This window comes from Coprococcus sp. OM06-34AC (assembly GCF_003462545.1).
Taxonomy (GTDB): Bacteria; Bacillota; Clostridia; order Lachnospirales; family Lachnospiraceae; genus Coprococcus; species Coprococcus aceti.
Genome location: NZ_QTZF01000004.1, coordinates 233,963 through 252,005, shown reverse-complemented (window position 1 = coordinate 252,005; position 18,043 = coordinate 233,963). Strand labels below are relative to the sequence as shown.

Annotated in this window: 18 protein-coding genes, 1 tRNA gene and 1 riboswitch; of the genes, 3 read left to right on the top strand and 16 right to left on the bottom strand. The window is 42.8% G+C overall.

Going from position 1 to position 18,043, the window contains the following annotated elements; translation table 11 throughout:
* Positions 1-66 precede the first annotated feature (66 nt).
* Positions 67-162, bottom strand: a riboswitch (ZMP/ZTP riboswitch).
* 111 nt (positions 163-273) lie between these two features.
* The 4 genes from DXB91_RS08900 to DXB91_RS08885 all read right to left on the bottom strand — a co-directional run bounded on the left by DXB91_RS08900 (position 274) and on the right by DXB91_RS08885 (position 3,576).
* Positions 274-429, bottom strand: a complete 156-nt coding sequence (locus DXB91_RS08900; protein WP_022216501.1) for a FeoB-associated Cys-rich membrane protein — start codon at positions 427-429, stop codon at positions 274-276.
* A 41-nt stretch (positions 430-470) separates the two neighbouring features.
* Entirely contained in the window at positions 471-2,960 is a 2,490-nt protein-coding gene (gene feoB / locus DXB91_RS08895) for a ferrous iron transporter B (RefSeq protein ID WP_117548987.1), read from the bottom strand.
* A 131-nt stretch (positions 2,961-3,091) separates the two neighbouring features.
* Positions 3,092-3,313: a FeoA family protein gene (locus tag DXB91_RS08890; protein ID WP_022216503.1), complete on the bottom strand. Its 222-nt coding sequence runs from the start codon at positions 3,311-3,313 to the stop codon at positions 3,092-3,094.
* Positions 3,314-3,366: 53 nt separating this feature from the next.
* The gene (locus DXB91_RS08885; RefSeq protein ID WP_004851067.1) at positions 3,367-3,576 is read right to left on the bottom strand and encodes a FeoA family protein; all 210 of its coding nucleotides are present in this window, start codon (positions 3,574-3,576) and stop codon (positions 3,367-3,369) included.
* A 267-nt stretch (positions 3,577-3,843) separates the two neighbouring features.
* Between DXB91_RS08885 and DXB91_RS08880 the strand changes: the two genes are divergently transcribed.
* Complete coding sequence (locus DXB91_RS08880; protein ID WP_173794552.1) at positions 3,844-4,218, top strand: metal-dependent transcriptional regulator; 375 nt, start codon at positions 3,844-3,846, stop codon at positions 4,216-4,218.
* Between the two features lie 113 nt (positions 4,219-4,331).
* Here the strand turns inward: DXB91_RS08880 and DXB91_RS08875 are convergent, their stop codons facing one another.
* From DXB91_RS08875 to DXB91_RS08865, 3 genes are all read right to left on the bottom strand, one after another.
* Complete coding sequence (locus tag DXB91_RS08875; RefSeq protein ID WP_118017579.1) at positions 4,332-5,216, bottom strand: phosphatidylserine decarboxylase; 885 nt, start codon at positions 5,214-5,216, stop codon at positions 4,332-4,334.
* Between the two features lie 87 nt (positions 5,217-5,303).
* Positions 5,304-5,996, bottom strand: coding sequence for a CDP-alcohol phosphatidyltransferase family protein (locus DXB91_RS08870; protein ID WP_118017577.1), 693 nt, complete (start codon positions 5,994-5,996; stop codon positions 5,304-5,306).
* A 102-nt stretch (positions 5,997-6,098) separates the two neighbouring features.
* On the bottom strand, positions 6,099-7,793 hold the full coding sequence (locus tag DXB91_RS08865; protein ID WP_158547577.1) for a S8 family peptidase: 1,695 nt from the start codon (positions 7,791-7,793) through the stop codon (positions 6,099-6,101).
* 292 nt (positions 7,794-8,085) lie between these two features.
* Between DXB91_RS08865 and DXB91_RS08860 the strand changes: the two genes are divergently transcribed.
* Both DXB91_RS08860 and sigE read left to right on the top strand, forming a co-directional pair.
* Positions 8,086-8,541, top strand: a complete 456-nt coding sequence (locus DXB91_RS08860; RefSeq protein ID WP_022216507.1) for a sigma-E processing peptidase SpoIIGA — start codon at positions 8,086-8,088, stop codon at positions 8,539-8,541.
* Positions 8,519-9,256, top strand: a complete 738-nt coding sequence (gene sigE, locus DXB91_RS08855) for an RNA polymerase sporulation sigma factor SigE (RefSeq protein ID WP_015534897.1) — start codon at positions 8,519-8,521, stop codon at positions 9,254-9,256. The genes DXB91_RS08860 and sigE overlap by 23 nt, the downstream gene beginning before the upstream one ends.
* Positions 9,257-9,358: 102 nt before the next feature.
* On the opposite strand, the gene DXB91_RS08850 is transcribed toward sigE, so the two are convergent.
* The 9 genes from DXB91_RS08850 to ruvB form a co-directional block, all read right to left on the bottom strand.
* A complete protein-coding gene (locus DXB91_RS08850; RefSeq protein WP_015534896.1) occupies positions 9,359-9,580 on the bottom strand; it encodes a hypothetical protein in 222 nt (73 codons plus the stop codon).
* Positions 9,581-9,676: 96 nt separating this feature from the next.
* Positions 9,677-9,760: transfer RNA gene (locus DXB91_RS08845), tRNA-Leu, on the bottom strand.
* A gap of 45 nt (positions 9,761-9,805) precedes the next feature.
* Positions 9,806-10,660 carry a class B sortase gene (locus DXB91_RS08840; RefSeq protein WP_118017575.1) on the bottom strand — a complete coding sequence of 285 codons (855 nt, stop codon included), beginning with the start codon at positions 10,658-10,660 and terminating at the stop codon, positions 9,806-9,808.
* Positions 10,661-10,723: 63 nt separating this feature from the next.
* Positions 10,724-11,176 (bottom strand): NUDIX hydrolase, encoded by a 453-nt coding sequence (locus DXB91_RS08835; protein WP_022216509.1) that lies wholly within the window; start codon positions 11,174-11,176, stop codon positions 10,724-10,726.
* 121 nt (positions 11,177-11,297) lie between these two features.
* Positions 11,298-12,749: a peptidoglycan D,D-transpeptidase FtsI family protein gene (locus tag DXB91_RS08830; RefSeq protein ID WP_118017573.1), complete on the bottom strand. Its 1,452-nt coding sequence runs from the start codon at positions 12,747-12,749 to the stop codon at positions 11,298-11,300.
* Positions 12,730-14,229 (bottom strand): FtsW/RodA/SpoVE family cell cycle protein, encoded by a 1,500-nt coding sequence (locus DXB91_RS08825; RefSeq protein WP_118017571.1) that lies wholly within the window; start codon positions 14,227-14,229, stop codon positions 12,730-12,732. Before DXB91_RS08825 ends, DXB91_RS08830 begins: the two co-directional genes overlap by 20 nt.
* 23 nt (positions 14,230-14,252) lie before the next feature.
* Positions 14,253-16,607 (bottom strand): peptidase U32 family protein, encoded by a 2,355-nt coding sequence (locus DXB91_RS08820; protein ID WP_118017569.1) that lies wholly within the window; start codon positions 16,605-16,607, stop codon positions 14,253-14,255.
* Entirely contained in the window at positions 16,597-16,998 is a 402-nt protein-coding gene (locus DXB91_RS08815) for a cell division protein ZapA (protein WP_015534892.1), read from the bottom strand. The genes DXB91_RS08820 and DXB91_RS08815 overlap by 11 nt, the downstream gene beginning before the upstream one ends.
* Positions 16,999-17,011: 13 nt before the next feature.
* Positions 17,012-18,019 (bottom strand): Holliday junction branch migration DNA helicase RuvB, encoded by a 1,008-nt coding sequence (ruvB, locus tag DXB91_RS08810; RefSeq protein ID WP_022216513.1) that lies wholly within the window; start codon positions 18,017-18,019, stop codon positions 17,012-17,014.
* Between the last annotated feature and the right edge of the window lie 24 nt (positions 18,020-18,043).

The window sequence follows — 18,043 nt, the reverse complement described above, 5'->3', positions numbered from 1 at the left end:
TATGCTGCAAAGCATCCTAAAAAAGAAAGCCAACCACCTGCGCACACAAATACATGTCTTGATATATTTGCTTGCCCAGGCGGTCGGCTTGTCTTAACAGTACACTCCCTGTAGGTAATTCCTACCAGCCATCGGCTGTCTCCGCCAGTCGTGTACCAACATGTTTTTATAATATAGTAAATCTTTTGTTATTTCAAGTGTTATCTCACATAAAAAGGTGCGTTGTCATAACTTACAGCGCACCCCATATATATTACTACAACTGTTATTTAATTAGAGCTTGTGACTACATCCGCCATGACAGTTCGAACAGTCGCCACCACATATGTGTTTGCCCTTTTTTCTATCCTTTACCATACCTCTGACAATGAAGAACACCATCAGAACGATTATGGCCGCCACAATGATTGTACCAAGATACTCTGACATAAGTCACCACTCCTTTTATATATTTTCCTCTATATCTTATATTAAGCGTTGAGGAACTCCTTGCTTGTCTTTACCTTCTTGTTTGGATCCGGACGGAACAGCATGAAGAAGAACAGAACAACAAGTGCAATTGCTACTACTGACCATACACCGAATGTACAAGCTCCTGTGAAGAGACCTGCGATTCTGTATACAACAAGTGCTACAAGGTAAGCAAATCCACACTGATATCCGATTGCGAACCAGAACCACTTAGCACTGTTCATCTCTCTCTTGATAGCACCCATAGCTGCGAAACATGGTGCGCAGAGAAGGTTGAATACAAGGAATGAGAATCCGCTTGCTGTTGTGAATGCGCCTGCAAGTGCCTGGTAAACTGTACCGTCTCCACCACCGTAGAGGATACCCATTGTACCAACGATGTTCTCCTTGGCAACAAGACCTGTGATAGATGCTACAGTTGCCTGCCAGTTGCCCCAGCCCTGTGGAACGAAGATCCATGCTATCGCATTACCGATCTTTGCAAGGATACTGTAATCGATCTGGCTCTCATCAAGCATCTGGAATGAACCATCAACAAATCCAAAGTATGTTGTGAACCATACAGCGATTGTTGAAAGTGTGATTATTGTACCAGCCTTCTTGATGAATGACCAACCACGCTCCCACATGCTTCTGAGTACAGAACCTACTGTTGGGATATGATAAGGTGGAAGCTCCATAACGAATGGTGATGGATCTCCGGCGAACATCTTTGTCTTTTTAAGTATTATACCAGAACATATAATTGCTGCAATACCGATGAAGTAAGCACTTGTTGCAACTATTGATGAACCACCGAATATAGCACCGGCGATCATGGCGATAAATGGAACCTTAGCACCACATGGTATAAATGTTGTTGTCATGACTGTCATACGACGGTCTTTCTCATTCTCAATTGTACGTGAAGCCATGATACCTGGCACACCACAACCTGTACCTACAAGGATAGGTATGAATGACTTTCCTGAGAGACCGAACTTTCTGAAGATACGATCCATGATGAAGGCGATACGTGCCATATATCCACAGTACTCAAGGATTGCAAGTAAGATGAACAGTACGAGCATCTGAGGTACGAAACCAAGTACAGCACCAACACCGGCTACAATACCATCGATGATAAGTCCATGTAACCAGTCTGCACATCCAATCTTGTCAAGTCCTGCAGAGATGAGATCTGGGATTGAAGGAACAAATACGCCATAATCAGCAGGATCAATCTCTGCCATCTGTGTCTCGTTGAAGTAATCAACTGCATCAAGATATGACATTGCGTTTGTTGTCTTTTTATTAGCATTTGCAGGAACCTCTGAGTAGTAAACATCGATATCGTATGTATCGAGTGTCTCCTCATCTTCCATCTCATACTTAACGCTTGCCTCTGTGTTTGTATTTGCCTCGATAGCTGCCTTTGTGGCATCTACATCAACTGCATCCTCGTCATCTGTTACGAGTACGCCATATGCATCGAGTGCTGTTGTTGCTGCATCATAGTCACCTGATGCATCTTCATAAGCTGAGCTTCCAATTCCGAAGAGATGGAAACCATCGCCGAACAGGTTATCATTTGTCCAGTCTGTGCACCATGCACCTACTGTTGACATTGCTATATAATATACGAGCCACATGATGAGCACGAATATAGGAAGTGCAAGGATACGGTTTGTTACAACACGGTCGATCTTATCTGATACTGTAAGCTTCTGCCCCTTAGCAGCCTTCTTTACACACTTGTCAATGATCGATGAAATATATGAATATCTCTCACTTGTGATGATACTCTCTGTGTCATCATCGAAGTCATCCTCAAGCTTCTTGATCTCTGCTGAGCAGTCTGGAGCATTCTTCATCTGCTCTATGATCTTGCTATCCTTCTCGATGAGCTTGATCGCGAAGAATCTCTTTCTGTTCTCCTCCATGTCAAGCTTAGTGCTTACGCTCTCGATTGCAGTCTCAACAGCCTCATCAAAGCTGTGGACTCTTGCATTTGCTGACTTTGACTTTGCTGCAGCGATAGCTTTCTCTTTAACCTCATCGATACCTGTACCCTTGAGAGCTGAGATCTCAACGACCTCACATCCAAGAGCTTCCTTCAGGTTCTTGATGTTGATGGAATCACCGTTCTTCTTTACAAGATCCATCATGTTGACAGCCATGACAACAGGGATTCCGAGCTCAATAAGCTGTGTTGAGAGATAAAGGTTTCTCTCTATGTTAGTACCATCGATAATGTTGATGATGGCATCAGGATATTCCTGAATAAGATAATTTCTGGCAACAACTTCCTCAAGAGTGTATGGAGAAAGTGAATAGATACCAGGAAGGTCAGTTATGATAACATCCTTGTTACCCTTAAGCTTACCCTCTTTCTTCTCAACTGTAACACCTGGCCAGTTACCTACGTACTGGTTAGCGCCAGTTAAAGCATTGAATAATGTTGTTTTACCGCAGTTAGGATTTCCTGCAAGTGCAATCTTTACTGACATTGTTTACCCTCTTTCCTATTGTATTGTGCAGACGCATTTAAAGGTGCTTACGCACGGCGTCTGCGTACTTCATATTAGCCTTTTCTATCATATGTTAGCATATACTAACGTATGAACAAAAAAATAAGCTGTTACTCTACCTCTATGATCTCAGCATCAGCTTTACGTATTGATAACTCATAGCCTCTTACAGTAACCTCTACAGGATCACCGAGAGGGGCAACCTTACGAACATAAACCTGTACACCCTTTGTGATGCCCATGTCCATGATACGTCTCTTTACAGGACCCTCGCCTGCAATCTTCTTGACAGTGACAGTACTGCCAACCTTGACATCTTTTAATGTGCTCATGATCTTACTCCTTTTACATACTTTTGTCGTCAGTCAGATACATGTAATCGTACCTATACAAGTATCTTGCTGGCCATATCTTTATCAATGGCAACACGGGAATCTTTGATATTAACTATAAGATTTCCTGCATTCTCTGCCACGACAGTTACAACACTACCTTCAACAAAGCCCAGCTTTTCAAGAAACAATCGTGTTTTCTCTCTCCCGCCAACCTTTTTGATCACATTGGCTTCTCCCGGTTTTGCAAATGTTAATGGCATAATTGCACCTCCTTAACTAGCAGCTTAAACCACTGATTTTCATATCGTGGTTAGTATATACTAACATTAATTAGATGTCAATAATATTAATCATTTTGGACTAATTGAACAAAACACGGCTCTTTTATTGACAAAAAGTGCCTATTTGTCGAAATTCGTATTTCAATTATCAAATTGAATAAAAAATTCATTTATGATATATTATTTATAATTGCTACATTGATACAGATACATTTATAATGTTAAATATAAGGGGGATATATAATAATGTTGACCACGAATGAATCAGTAGAGAATTATCTTGAAACCATTCTCGTCCTCAGCCAGAAGCTTCCGGTCGTCCGAAGCGTTGATGTTGCCAACGAGACTGGCTATAAGAAATCAAGTGTAAGCGTTGCTATGAAGAATCTCAGGGAGATGTGTTATATAGAAGTAAGCGACTCAGGATACATAACTCTCACTACAGCCGGTAAAAAAATTGCAGAGATGATATATGAGAGGCACCAGCTTCTGTCTTCATGGTTCACAAGTCTCGGCGTTGCAAAAGAGACCGCAGCCGAGGATGCCTGCAAGATCGAACACGTTATAAGCCAGGAGACTTTTGAGGCCATCAAGAGGCATGTGAATTCTATAAATGAATAATATAGAATATAAGTTCTGACACAGACTGGATAAACAACAAAACAGGAACAGCGTATAGCTCCATAGCAAGCTATACGCTGTTCCTGTTTTATATGGAATATATAATATTGCTCTTAACGTACATATCCAACCAGCTCGCCCTGTCTGACTCTGGTCTCAATATCTTTTCTAGAATTCTCAACTATTCTGTCTAAAGGAGCGACTTTGTCTTTCTGGATGAGAAGAATGATTGTTGAGCCACCAAACTCAAAATATCCCTTTTCCTCTCCTCTTCTGACATCCGTGGAATCCACATACCTGTTAACTATACGACCAACCAGAAGTGCTCCAACCTCCATATCAATGATGGTTCCCGCATCCTGCGTCCTTATAAGACAATACTCTCTGGTATTTTCTTTGTAAATGTCGTAATATTCACTGGCTATAGGGTTAACTGTGTGATATAAGCCTTCTATACGTCTGACATCAGACTGCTTTCCAGACACGTTATATATGTATCTGTGATAATCATCGACACACAGTCTGAACAGCCACAATTTTCCACCTCTGTAGTGTCTCGCAAGCTTTTTGTCCCTGAGGAGGGATGCCACCGTGTACTCTGAATCCTTTATATTGAAAGTCTGTCGTTCTGTGTCTTCTATATCATATACCGTAAGCCTGCTGTCACATGGACTCACAAAACCTTCATCGGTAATATCTATGGCCCTTGCTCCCGGCACCAGCTTTCTCTTGAAGAAATCGTTATATGAGTCAAACTCATTCTTCTGACACACAGATATATCAATATCATTTTTCTTAATGAATGGATTGATCATGATTCTGGATAATCCAGTGTCCATGAATCTTCCCACAAGCTTTGACACCTCTGGTCTGATCAGCCATCCCAGCACCATACGTCCCGCTCCGTTGCCATATAACAGGCGCAAGACTCTGTCCTGTGTCGATACACACTCATTATGTTTTGATCTTTTGTATATTGCATATTTGTTCTTTATCATATCTTATACATCATCCTTCATCGCTTCTGTATATCCGGTATAGCCAAATTACTTCTATATCTTTTATTTTCCATAGCTCCTATACACTTATAATAGAAGGGATATAAAATAAGGAATAGTTATGATATGACGTCTGACCATGTATCTTATCATAAGCCAAACTACGGCAACTGCCACAATGACAATTATCACCATAAGTTCCTTTGTGGTTGGCTTAGGGAATCTGAAATCTGTTATGAAAAGTATCATTGCAAGTATCATGATTCCATGAAGCAGAATTGGGAAAGAGGACCCAAGCAAAGGTGACGTAACGTATATTATAGGAAGCCCCACCGATATTGCGGTGATCGGCATTCCATGGAAATACTTTCTTCCATCCGACTGCTCTATGACCTCAGCATCATCATCGTCATTGTTCTTCTTCTCCTCGAGCACGTTATAGTATGCAAGTCTTATCATTCCAGCCAGACAGTACAGTGCAAGAATAACCATTCCAAACGGCGTGTTCATTCCTGAATACCAGCACAATACAACAGGAAAAACTCCAAAACTCACCAGGTCACAGAGAGAATCTATCTGGATACCAAATCTCTTCTCATCCATAGTCCTATCCTTCTTGCTCCTTGCGACTTTTCCGTCAAATGCATCAAACAGACCAGAAAGTGCAAGACACAATATTCCTATGCTAAGGTGTCCGGTAAATGTAAAGAACATGCCTGTGATAGATGACACCAGGCTCATATATGTCAAAATAACTGTATAATTATAAAATCCTACCATGTGTGAAATACCCCGTTTTTTTCTTTTATACTTGCAAAAAACACGTACGAATTAAATTATACACAATTACTTGACATAAAACCACATCTTTTTGCAAATCTTTCATACAATTAATCCTTTGAAGCTGTTTTCCATACACACGGTCCCCCAGCCTGTATATCTGTTCGGGTAACTGCCCAGTGAACCGAGAGGCTTTGCTCCCCTTATAAGCTGAGCCTTAACCCTCTCTCCGTACATATATGGATCGTTCCCCAGGACTATCCCCCATTCCATGATAAGTGCCGCACAGCCAGACACAAATGCCGCCGCCAGCGATGTGCCATCGGCATTTCCGTATCCATACTCACCATAGCTGACAGTCACTCCGACACCCGGAGCTGCAATATCCGGTTTTATGGCATTATCCGACGTAAAACCCCTGCCAGAAAATCCCGTTATGGATGCATTTACCTGATCATAGGCAGCCACCGTTATTATATTTGATGCCGTACCCGGGATCGTGAGGGTTCCATACACCGAAGGATTCTCAAATGCAACCTGCCCCGTCACATAACTGTCACCGGGTAGATACGCATTGAATATCCCATTTGCAATGCTCTTCGGTGCAATCCTCACATGCCATATTCCCTGCTCTATATCCCCGGGCTCAGACTGGAAAAATACATATATGAGCTGCTTGACATTGTAAGGTGAAGGTCCCTGGAATATACCAAGCACCTCCGTGCTCCCATAATACGCCCCGGATACTATCTGTCCCTCCGTGAGATACGCCACAAGGTCGTAGGACGGCGAATAGACGAGCACATCGAAGCTGTCGATATAGTTTTTCCATATCTGCAGGCCAAAGTTTTTCACACCGGCCGCCACCGCAATGTCAATACTCGCATAGCTTACATTTCCAAGCATACCGCTGGTATGCAGTTGTCTTCCACCGTCATTTCCTGAACCCGTGACAACACACACCTTAGCCATCTGGGCCACAGAATTAACAAACAGCTCAAGTGTCGACGTGCCATCATGGGCTCCAAAGTTATTTCCATATGAAAGATTTATCACTACCGGAGTTCCAGTCTCCATGCTGTATCTCACAAGCAGATCTATCCCCATCATTATACCTATCGTGTCCGGCAGCGCGCGTTCAAGCGACTGTTCAACGACAATGATCCGGGCTTTTCCCGCCACTCCTATATTGCTCCCGGCGGCCACAGATGCAACCTCCGTGCCGTGCTGCTCTCCCATGACACCGGGCAGCCGCCTGTCCTCATACATTTGCCCGATCTCACTTTGATCATATATCCGTCCAAGACCATAGCGGTTTGGGTAAGTCCTTTCATAATCTGTATTCTGGTTCCAATACATGACTATCCTGGAGCCGGCGTCATCTGCAAATTCCCGGTTGAGGATATTCACGCCGCTATCTATAATTCCGATACATACGCCTTCGCCTGTGAGCCCATACTTCGACATGAAATTTTCCGTTATGCAGGATACGTATCTGTCATAGGCGACACCCGCACCATAACTGTAATATTGAGCTTTATCGATATAAAGTACCCTCGGCTCCTCCTGAAGCCTTTTTATATTGTAGGAATACACGTTCACTATGGCATATCCCCCGAGCAGATAAACGCAGCTATTCAGAATATCTCCCTCAAGATCATCTATGTCACCGGAATGTCTGATTATCAGCATCCACGAATCATCGGATGCGTTATATCCAAGATAAAGACTGCTGTACGGCATGTAACCATCCGCATCCATGGCAAGTTTAAGTTCAGGACTTATTTTGTCATCCATACATATACATTTCTCATTTTTTATCATTATATTGCACAAAATATCGCTCTATGTCGCAAATTGTTTGCTTATTTCGCACTTTTTAGGATATTTTAGCACTTTTCCACATTATCCACAGATTTATACACATTTTTCAAATATATAGTCGTATATTGAAAAACTTAACCACATTTCCATCAACAAATTAAAAATTCAATCGAAATATCGATGCTTCATTTATTGTAATACGACCATTTTCTTACCAGCCCACATATATAATTCCAATTGCACTACATGAAAAGAAGTGAATTATTTGAACTTTCTGACAAATGTATTACTAGGCAGACATTCAAGGATCACCAATGCTATCGGTTACCTGGACACAGGTAACACGCTAAGATGCAATCTCACAGGACGCAACGTCGCCGTGACTACATACGCCGTAGCCATCGAACTGGCTCCACCGGAACTGACTCCACTGCTCGATGACTACATCAAAAAACCGTCTTCCATATATGAATATGATTACCGTGATGACATTCCGGCCGGAATACACATAATTCCCTACAATACAATATGCTCCGGAAATCAGCTTATGCTCGCCATGGACATTGACTACATGTTCATCGACAGCTCATACATGGAACACAGACCACTGATCGGTATCAGCCCAAATACATTTAATATACTTCACACAGACAAATGTATTCTTTTAAGCAAATATTATATGAAAAGAGGCAAAAGACATGTTAAACACAATAAGGGGTAACGACTTCAAATTTACTGTTGCCAGCAATATTTCACTGCGCTCCCTGAAAAGCGGCAAAGATATATATTATATTGGAGGAACCGAGGTACTTCCCGCCCCGCTGGAGCCACACGAGGAGGCCGTGGTCATAAACGAACTCACAAACAACCAGTCGGATTCCGCAAAGAAAATGCTGATAGAGCGAAATCTGCGACTTGTCGTATACATTGCTAAAAAATTTGACAACACGGGTGTCGGAATTGAGGATCTAATATCCATAGGCACGATCGGTCTCATCAAGGCCATAAACACCTTCAAAAATGACAAAAACATAAAGCTTGCCACCTACGCATCAAGATGTATTGAAAATGAGATACTCATGTTTCTCCGTCGCAACAGCAAGCTCAGAACAGAGGTGTCCATCGATGAACCGCTGAATGTTGACTGGGACGGCAACGAACTGCTTCTGTCCGACATTCTGGGAACGGATGAGGACGTAGTCTACCGTGATCTGGAGACAGAGGTAGACTACAATCTCCTCGACAATGCCATATCAAAGCTCTGTGAAAAGGAACGCACCATCATAGAACTGCGGTATGGAATAAACACCATAGGTGGGGTAGAAAAGACTCAGAAGGAGGTAGCTGATCTCCTGGGAATATCCCAGTCCTACATATCCAGGCTGGAAAAAAGAATAATCAAGAAGCTTCGCAGAGAGATAATGAAGCAATACTGATACACACAGACAAATATGACCGGGAAGCTACATACATCCGTTGTTCTGCAGTCTCCCGGTCATAATCTTTCAGTGACGATATTATGTCATTATGACATACTGTCAGTGATGATATCCCGCCATACGTCTCTTGTAATCATCCACTTTATCCCTCAGTTTGGTGTAGTCCTTTTCCTTGAGCTGCCCCTCCTCATTAAGCTTCGTAACCAGCTCATCAAGTTCCTTCAAGGCTTTATGCGCCAGATCCTTGTAATTGTTCGCCAGATTCATATCCAACTCATTCACAGCCGAATTCACCTGCTGTTTTACCTTTCTACTCATCATAATATATCACCGCCCATTCATTTCAAGATCTTATTCCCATGTATACCAAAAGAGCCTGAAACCCTTGATTATACTCAGGTTTCAGGCTCAATATAATGCCGGCTGCGGGACTTGAACCCGCACGATGTTGCCACCAACAGATTTTGAGTCTGCCTCGTCTGCCAATTCCGACAAGCCGGCGCTTGCGACATTTGTTATATTAACACATGCCCCATTTAGTGTCAACTACTTATCATCCCCTGTTATCCTTCGCGCAACCACGACAAATCTGCCATCCTCAGTGTGTGAAGCACATGTTGAAAGTGTGATGAGTTCATCACCGTACTCAGCCGTAACACCGCTGTCATATGATGTGTTTGACTTGACAAAATCAATATATTCATCAAATTCCGCCTTATCCGCAGCGTTAAAGAACTCATAATAATGATAGTGCTCCGTGTCATCGTCAGGATATATCTCCGATCGGAATGCACCGATGACCTCGTATGTTCCGGTCCCATACAACGTGTCAAACTTGATATTCTTATGCTTCTTATAAAAGCTCTCGTCCTCATACTGAAGCAGCTCTCTGAACATTATTCCCGACTTCATGTTATGTCCGTATATGAGAACATTGTCCGTTCTGTCATCAAACGGTCTGCAGTTCGTATCTATGAACGGTGTACCCGGATCACTCCAGTTCTTATCGAAGTCCAGATGCAGATAATAATCGTTGTCATCGGGAGTGTACATGACCGGATAATCTATGGTCGTGCCATCGATCGTGAGCCATCCTGCAATATCACTGTTCTTCTCGTATAACTTCTCGAATTTCTTGAGTATCTTCTTCTCGCCATTGTCCTTACTTTTATCCGAGACCTCCACCGTAACCTTTTCGGTATCATCCCCATCGGTATCGAGCATTCCTTTAAGATCATTGAAGTTATTCTGCGCATTCTTCGCAATATAATAATACCTTCCAAGATACGCACCGCTCCCAACTGCTATAAGTAAAAAAACGACCAGCAGTATGTCCAAAACTATATCCTTTGCTGTTCTCTTTTTCTTTTGTTTTGATCTGTCTGCATTATTTCTGTTCATGTCTTACCCTCAAAAGAAAACTAAAAAGGCTTCTGTACCTGCATACAGAAGTCCTTTTGTTGATTAATAATACTTCTTGTTTCCCCACAGATTCTTTTTCTTAAGATCAACATACTCTGAATATGCCTGTTCAAGTATCTGCTTCTCGTTAGGAAATTTCAGAAGGTGGTAGGCTTCATGGTATTTGTAGTAACCGGAATCCACGAAATACTCTTCTCTCTGTGGCTTGCTGTAATAGCTGTCAGACATCATGAGATACCAATGAACATCCTTATTTACCACATCAAATGCCGTGTTAAAAGTGTAATTGCTCTTTCCCACGTATTTGATTATAGATGCGCTTACACCTGTCTCCTCTTTCACTTCTCGCAAGGCGGTCTCATCGTGCTCCTCGCCCTTTTCAACAGTTCCCTTGGGGAGAACCCATCCTTCGTATTTGTTCTTGTAATTCTTATACAACAACAATACTTTTCCTCTGAAGATTACCACCCCTCCACAGCTTGTTGCTTCTATCACTGCAATTCCTCCTGTTTCTTCCGGGTGTGTAATTAAAACTTGAAGTCAGTATATCATATGTCAAATTATTTTTAAAGTAAATATGATCACGTATTAAGGGCATACGCATCATTTTGTGCAATTATTTCACATAATTATAGTATGCGTCAAAGAGCTGTCTGGCAATATACTTTGCTGAAGCTCCAGTTGAGCTTGCATTCTCAACTATGACACATACGACAATATCCGGATCATCAACATTTGAGAATCCAACAAACCACGAATGTGAATCCATGTTGTCGTTGAACTCCGCAGTACCTGTCTTTCCGGCTATGGTATATGAACAATCTGCAAATGCATCCGATGCCGTACCATATGATGTTACGCCAAGCATCAGATCCTTCAGAAGTCTTGCATCAGATGCAGATATGATCTTACCGTAGGTGTTCGGCTTGAATGTCTTTACAAGATTGCCATCGCATGTCTCTATCCTGTCGATGAGATATGGGGACATCATGACTCCTCCGTTTGCTATGGTGCTCATGATCATGGCACTGTGCAGAGGTGTTATAAGTGTGTCGCCCTGTCCTATGGCTGTCTGCGGTATCTCCGAATCATCTGAGGTTGCATTTAACTCGAATACTGATTTTCTGTAATATCCGTCATAAGGAAGATCCTTGTTGAACAGAAACTTCTCACACAGATCCTTGTACGACTGCTTGTTGAGCTTCATTCCTATATTGGCAAATGAAGTGTTACATGATTTCGCCAGTGAGTCCGCCAGATCCACAGTTCCATGAACCGCATAATCTGAGCAGTGTATCTGTACTCCGTCAAATATATCCTCGCCCTCGCACTCATACGAATATTTCTGATAATTGCTGTTCTCATGAATATACTCCAGAGCCGTGAGTACCTTGAAGGTTGAACCAGGTGGATACAGACCCTGTGTTGCACGATTCAACAGATAAGAGCTGTCAGAATCCTGTGAATCCTCTATCACACTGTCTATATAGTTCGGATCAAAATCAGGCTTTGAGACCATGGCAAGGATCTTTCCAGTATTCGGTTCCATGACCACAACAGCGCCGTCATTATATCCCAGCGCATCGTAAGCCGTGCTCTGAAGCGTGGTATTCAGTGTACTTATGACATTGTTTCCCAGACTCTTCTCATTCCTGAGCTTGTTGTATGTCTGCGTGATTATGTTCTGGTTTGATGTCAGGAGATAGTACGCGGAGCTCATCTCAAGTCCCGCCTGTCCGTTGCTGTCATATCCGACAACATGTGCGAACACATTGGAATATGGATAATTTCTGTACTCGTTTCCATCATCATCCGTCAATGTCTCCGCAAGGACATTTCCATCGCTGGATATGATGCTTCCCTTCTTTATCTTCTCCGCATAGAGAGACTGTCTCCCATTGTATGAATTGGCGATGAATGTTCTTGAATCCCTCACCATAAACACGATAATATATGCAAACATACAGATAAATATTATGACAACAAAATATGTTATAACCAGAACAGGCACATTCTTTTTGTCATTTGTCTTCTTGTCAAGAATGTCACTATTCTCCCCAGAATTCATCTGAGTTCGTCTCTTTCCTGTCGTATCCTGTCTTTGCTTTGCGCTGGACTGACTTTTTCTGTTTGCGTTGTTTTTCACCGCTGTTTGACTGGTCCCTGACCGCGACTGGGGTCTCTGGCCACTCTTCCCTGCTGATACTTTCCTGTCTGACATTTTTATCAACTCCACTGTTCTCTAATACACATATACCCTGAATTATTCCAAATATAATGAGTGTGCTGACAACCGAACTCACTCCATAGCTCACAAGCGGCAGCGTCACACCCGTAGATGGTATGAATTTCACAACACCGCCAACGTTCAGGAATATCTGGAATATGAAGCATATTGTAAAACCAAAGGCTACATTCTTATAAAAAGCATCTCTTATCTTCATCGATATATTGATGAAATATATGAAGCAGCTCAGATACATAAGAAGCAGGCAGAGTCCAAATATAACTCCAAGCTCCTCACATATCGCAGCAAATATAAAATCACTGGACACGACCGGTATCGATGTCGGAAGTCCCTGGCACAGACCCGATCCCTCGAATCCGCCCGAGCCTATCGCAAACAGACTCTGTGCAACCTGATATCCACTTCCATCTATATATTCAATCGGGTTAAGCCATGCATCGATTCTCATGGTGACATGGCTGAAATGATCCTTCAAAAGCATATATCCAACCACAGCAAGAACCGAACCTCCGAGGCCTCCGCCTATGAGTATGCTGTGCTTACCAGTGGCAAGGTACAGCATCATGACAAATACCATGAAAAAGATCACCGCACCACCGAGATCCGTCTCCGCCACAAGAACCAGCATGAAAAGTCCTGCTACACAGATTGTTTTCATCATATCCTTAAAGTTCTTTGCCTTTTCAAATGAGCTGGCAAGGAAGAATACAAATATGATCTTGACTATCTCCATAGGCTGCATCGATATTCCGCCTATGCTTATCCAGTTGTTTGAACCATATTTATCAACTCCCACATGCGGGATGAACACCGTGCACAGGAAGCCTATACCAAACACCGCATAGAATATAGTCCATTTCTTTATCTGCGGGAACTTGACCACAAACAATGGCACAAATGCAGTCACCACCAACATGATCGTGGCAAATAGAAACTGCTTCTTCGCCAGGTCAAAATCAAGTCTTGTCAGCATGACATAACCTATGAGAAGAAGGAATGACATGTTATTCGTTATAAGTCTCGATGAGCCCTTATAAATGGTATGATATGAAACCATATATGTTATGGATACTATCATCTGCAACAGATAAAATATAAGTATGCTCTTCTTCTCATAATGCAGATATAATGTCAGATAGCAAAGAAAGTGTATCATGAACACATAAAATATCTGCACATTAAGCGCCCGCCGTTTCTTATCGGCAGGCACAGGCTTTAAAACCGTAAAGCATTTTACGGTGTATAAAACCATAAAAAATATGATCAAATACTTCGCTATCTCCGTTACTATTGTTATCATGTTTCCACCTTTATCAAAAAGTCTTAATCGATTCCTTTGTAATAATGTCCCCTGGTATACTGATCTACAGACATGGATACCGCTTTCCCCCCTGACAGGGCAATCTCCAGACTGTCCATTATATCCTTCACTTTATTAGTATCCTCAATAGTAAATTCAATATAACAGTCTTTATCTGAAATACCGGTTTCAGCCAGTCTGTCTATCATATTTGTAGGAACACCATTATATATAATGTTATAGCAGTGCGCACAGTCATTTCTGACATAGAATCTGTTTCCCCTGTCATCCGTCAGGACATTCCTGGACATCTTCCTTGAGGCACAACCGTTCATGTAATTGCCTGCTATACAGTTTGCAGTGATCATAACCTTCTGATGACCATAGAGCTTTATGAGTGTATCATATGAAAGACCATGTATCTCATCAAGTGTGAGCTCGTTTGAGCACATAAAGCACACATCACCCATATTCTCTCTATAGAAATCAAACGCATTATCATTATACGCATAGAGACTGGCATCCGCGATCACGAGTCCCTTATAGTCCAACTTCTTTAGAATTCCCAGCTCGTCATAATTTCTGATCATCACACCGTCAAATGAACCAAGTTCACCGGAAAGGCCTGAATATCTGTCAAGCTCTCTCTGCCGCAATACCTCAGGCAGAGCAAGGATCACTCTGAATCCGGCCTGCTTCAATTCATCTGCATATTTTCTGACATTATAATCTACTATTACATTGCTGACCCATTTATAATTCTTAACAATATTTACATGGTCAGCGTCCGACACTCCAACTGTAACACCGTGAACAGTGTTGTTTTTTACATTTTCAAGAGGTCTTTCAGCGCCAGGCAGGCCAGTTCTTACTGCACCGCCATCCCGCCTGTAACTCTGTGAGATCTGCAGTCCAAGCTGTTCAAGCGCCTCCCGCCTCAGGTTGTTCACTGCGCTTATCTGTACAAACAGGTTGTCAGATACATCAGCAGTTATATCCCCGAGCACATAATCTGTACCGCCTGTCTTTTTGATCTTGTCAACTATCTGCGACTTCGTGACAGGCTTGTTAAGTGCCTGTGTACACACAGGCCCCTCGACTGAGACAGAACACTTTCCTTCTACAGTTGAAAGCTTAAGCTCTAATGGCTGATCCGCATACGCACTGACATGTGCAGCGAGCTCTATCTTCCTGTCGGCATTTATTATATTATTCTGTATATCTTCCAGAAGCTTACCGTTTCTTGTACGGTATACATCATTGAACTTTGCAATGCTCCTGAATGACTTCGCCTTAAGTCTGACATTCTTTCCCGCTTTTGCCGCCACATTGCATGTGAGCTCCACATCACCATTTCTGCCTCTTATCTCAAGGACATCGCCTGCGGATACATTCTCGTCAAGTTTTATATCCACATATGGCTTTTCTACCGCATTCACACGCCCAACCTTAATTCCTGTGTGGTTCGGTCTGCTGTTCGCAAGCATCTTTTTGCCATTGGATGTGTAATAATAACCTGAGTAGAATCCGCCCCTGTTATATATATCGAGAAGCTTCTTCTCCTGCTCCTCTGCCAGTTTCTCCACTGATTCGCCCGCCAGATAAGCATCTCTGACCTCACGGTACGCAGTCACGGTTGCAGCCACATACTCTGGCTTTTTCATTCTTCCCTCTATCTTGAAAGAATCAATTCCCGCATCTATGAGCTTTCCCAGACTCTTTAACATGCACATATCCTTCAAGCTGAGCATATACTCATTTACACCATTTGAGTCATACTGCTTTCTGCACGGCTGGGCGCACCTTCCCCTGTTACCGCTTCTTCCTCCGGCAAAGCTGCTCATCAGGCACCTTCCGGAATAGCTGTAACACATCGCTCCGTGGACAAATGTCTCCACCTCTATATCAACATTTTTCTTGATCTCTGTGATTTCTGACAATGACAATTCTCTCGATGGCACAAATCTGGTCATGCCTATGCTTTTCAGAAACGCAGCGCCCTGTGAACTGGACACGCTGAGCTGTGTACTTCCGTGCAGTGGAAGGTCTGGAAACGACTTGCCCAGAACGGAGACAACTCCCATATCCTGTACAATTATCCCATCCACGCCCTGCCTGTAATAAGGCTCCACATATGATGGGAGCCTTTGAATCTCTTCATTCTTAAGCAGTGTGTTGATCGCCATATAGACCTTCACTCCGAATCTGTGACAATAGTCTATGGTATCAAGCAATTCTTTTTCATCAAAATTACCGGCAAATGCCCGGGCACTGAACATACTGCCTCCAAGATATACTGCGTCTGCATATGCATTGACTGCAGCTTTCACCGCCTCCGTGTTGCCCGCCGGTGCCAAAATTTCAGTCTTATTTAACATTTTTCTCCGCTTCAAGTTTTATGATCTGTCTCTGAAGTTCACTTATCTTCTCTTTGTATTCCTCTATCATCTTCTGTGCAGACTCATACTTTATCTGCACCTCGATAACCTCATGTCTCAGATCATATATCTGCTTATCCTTGTCGTCATCCTCGGTGAGCATCTGATTGACCTGATCCTTTGCCTTAAAGTAGTCATCGGCTATATTCAGTGCAAGCAGAACATTCTGATACTCTGCGTTAAATCTCCTGTACGCCTCAGACGACTGACATTCTGCTATCTTGCCATTGATATATGTCGCCACATTCTGGAGATAGTCCTCGCTCTCCTGGCCGCTCAATGTATATACTTTATTGTTGATTACCACCTTGATATCATTCTTCTGTGCCATATCCCATTCTCCTTTACTTATCCTTTATAAATGCATCCAGTCCAAAATGTCTGTAACATAGATCAGTGACAACTCTTCCCCGGGGAGTTCTGTTTATGAATCCATTCATTATGAAATACGGCTCATACACATCCTCTATCGTGCCCGGATCCTCACCGACGGCAGCCGCCAGTGTATCCAGACCGACAGGCCCTCCTGCAAATTTCTCTATCATTGTCATTAATATATTTCTATCGTTCACGTCCAGTCCCATGGAATCGACCTGAAGCTTGTCCAGAGCGGCCTTAGCAACATCGTGATCTATATGGCCGTCATGACACACCTCAGCATAATCCCTGCAGCGCTTGAGAAGTCTGTTCGCAAGTCTCGGTGTACCTCTTGATCTTCTTGCGATCTCAAGTGCACCCTCCTCGTCTATGTCAACTCCAAGAACCTCCGCTGACCTCATCACTATCTCTCTCAGATCGTCATGGGTATAAAATTCCAGCTTGTCCACCATTCCAAATCTGTCCCTTAGGGGAGCCGACAACATTCCGACCCTCGTCGTTGCACCTATCAGTGTAAATCTTGGCAGATCAAGTCTGATCGACCTTGCACCTGCGCCCTTGCCTATCACAACATCTATTGCGTAATCCTCCATAGCCGGATAGAGCACCTCCTCAACCTGTGTGCTGAGTCTGTGTATCTCATCGATAAACAAAATGTCGTTGTCCGACAGATTGTTGAGTATCGCGGCAAGCTCACCGGGCTTTTCTATGGCAGGTCCCGAGGTGATCTTGATATTTACCCCCATCTCATTTGCCACAATGGTCGACAGCGTCGTCTTACCAAGTCCCGGCGGTCCATACAGAAGCAGATGATCCAGTGGCTCATTTCTCTTCTTCGCCGCCTCTATGAATATGTGCAGATTATCCTTGACCTTTTTCTGTCCAATATACTCCGACAGATACTGAGGTCTGAGATTATATTCACTTTTCTGTTCTTCTATGTCCAAGCTTTCTGTTGAAATAATTCTGCCCATTTTTTCTACCTATCTGATCAATAT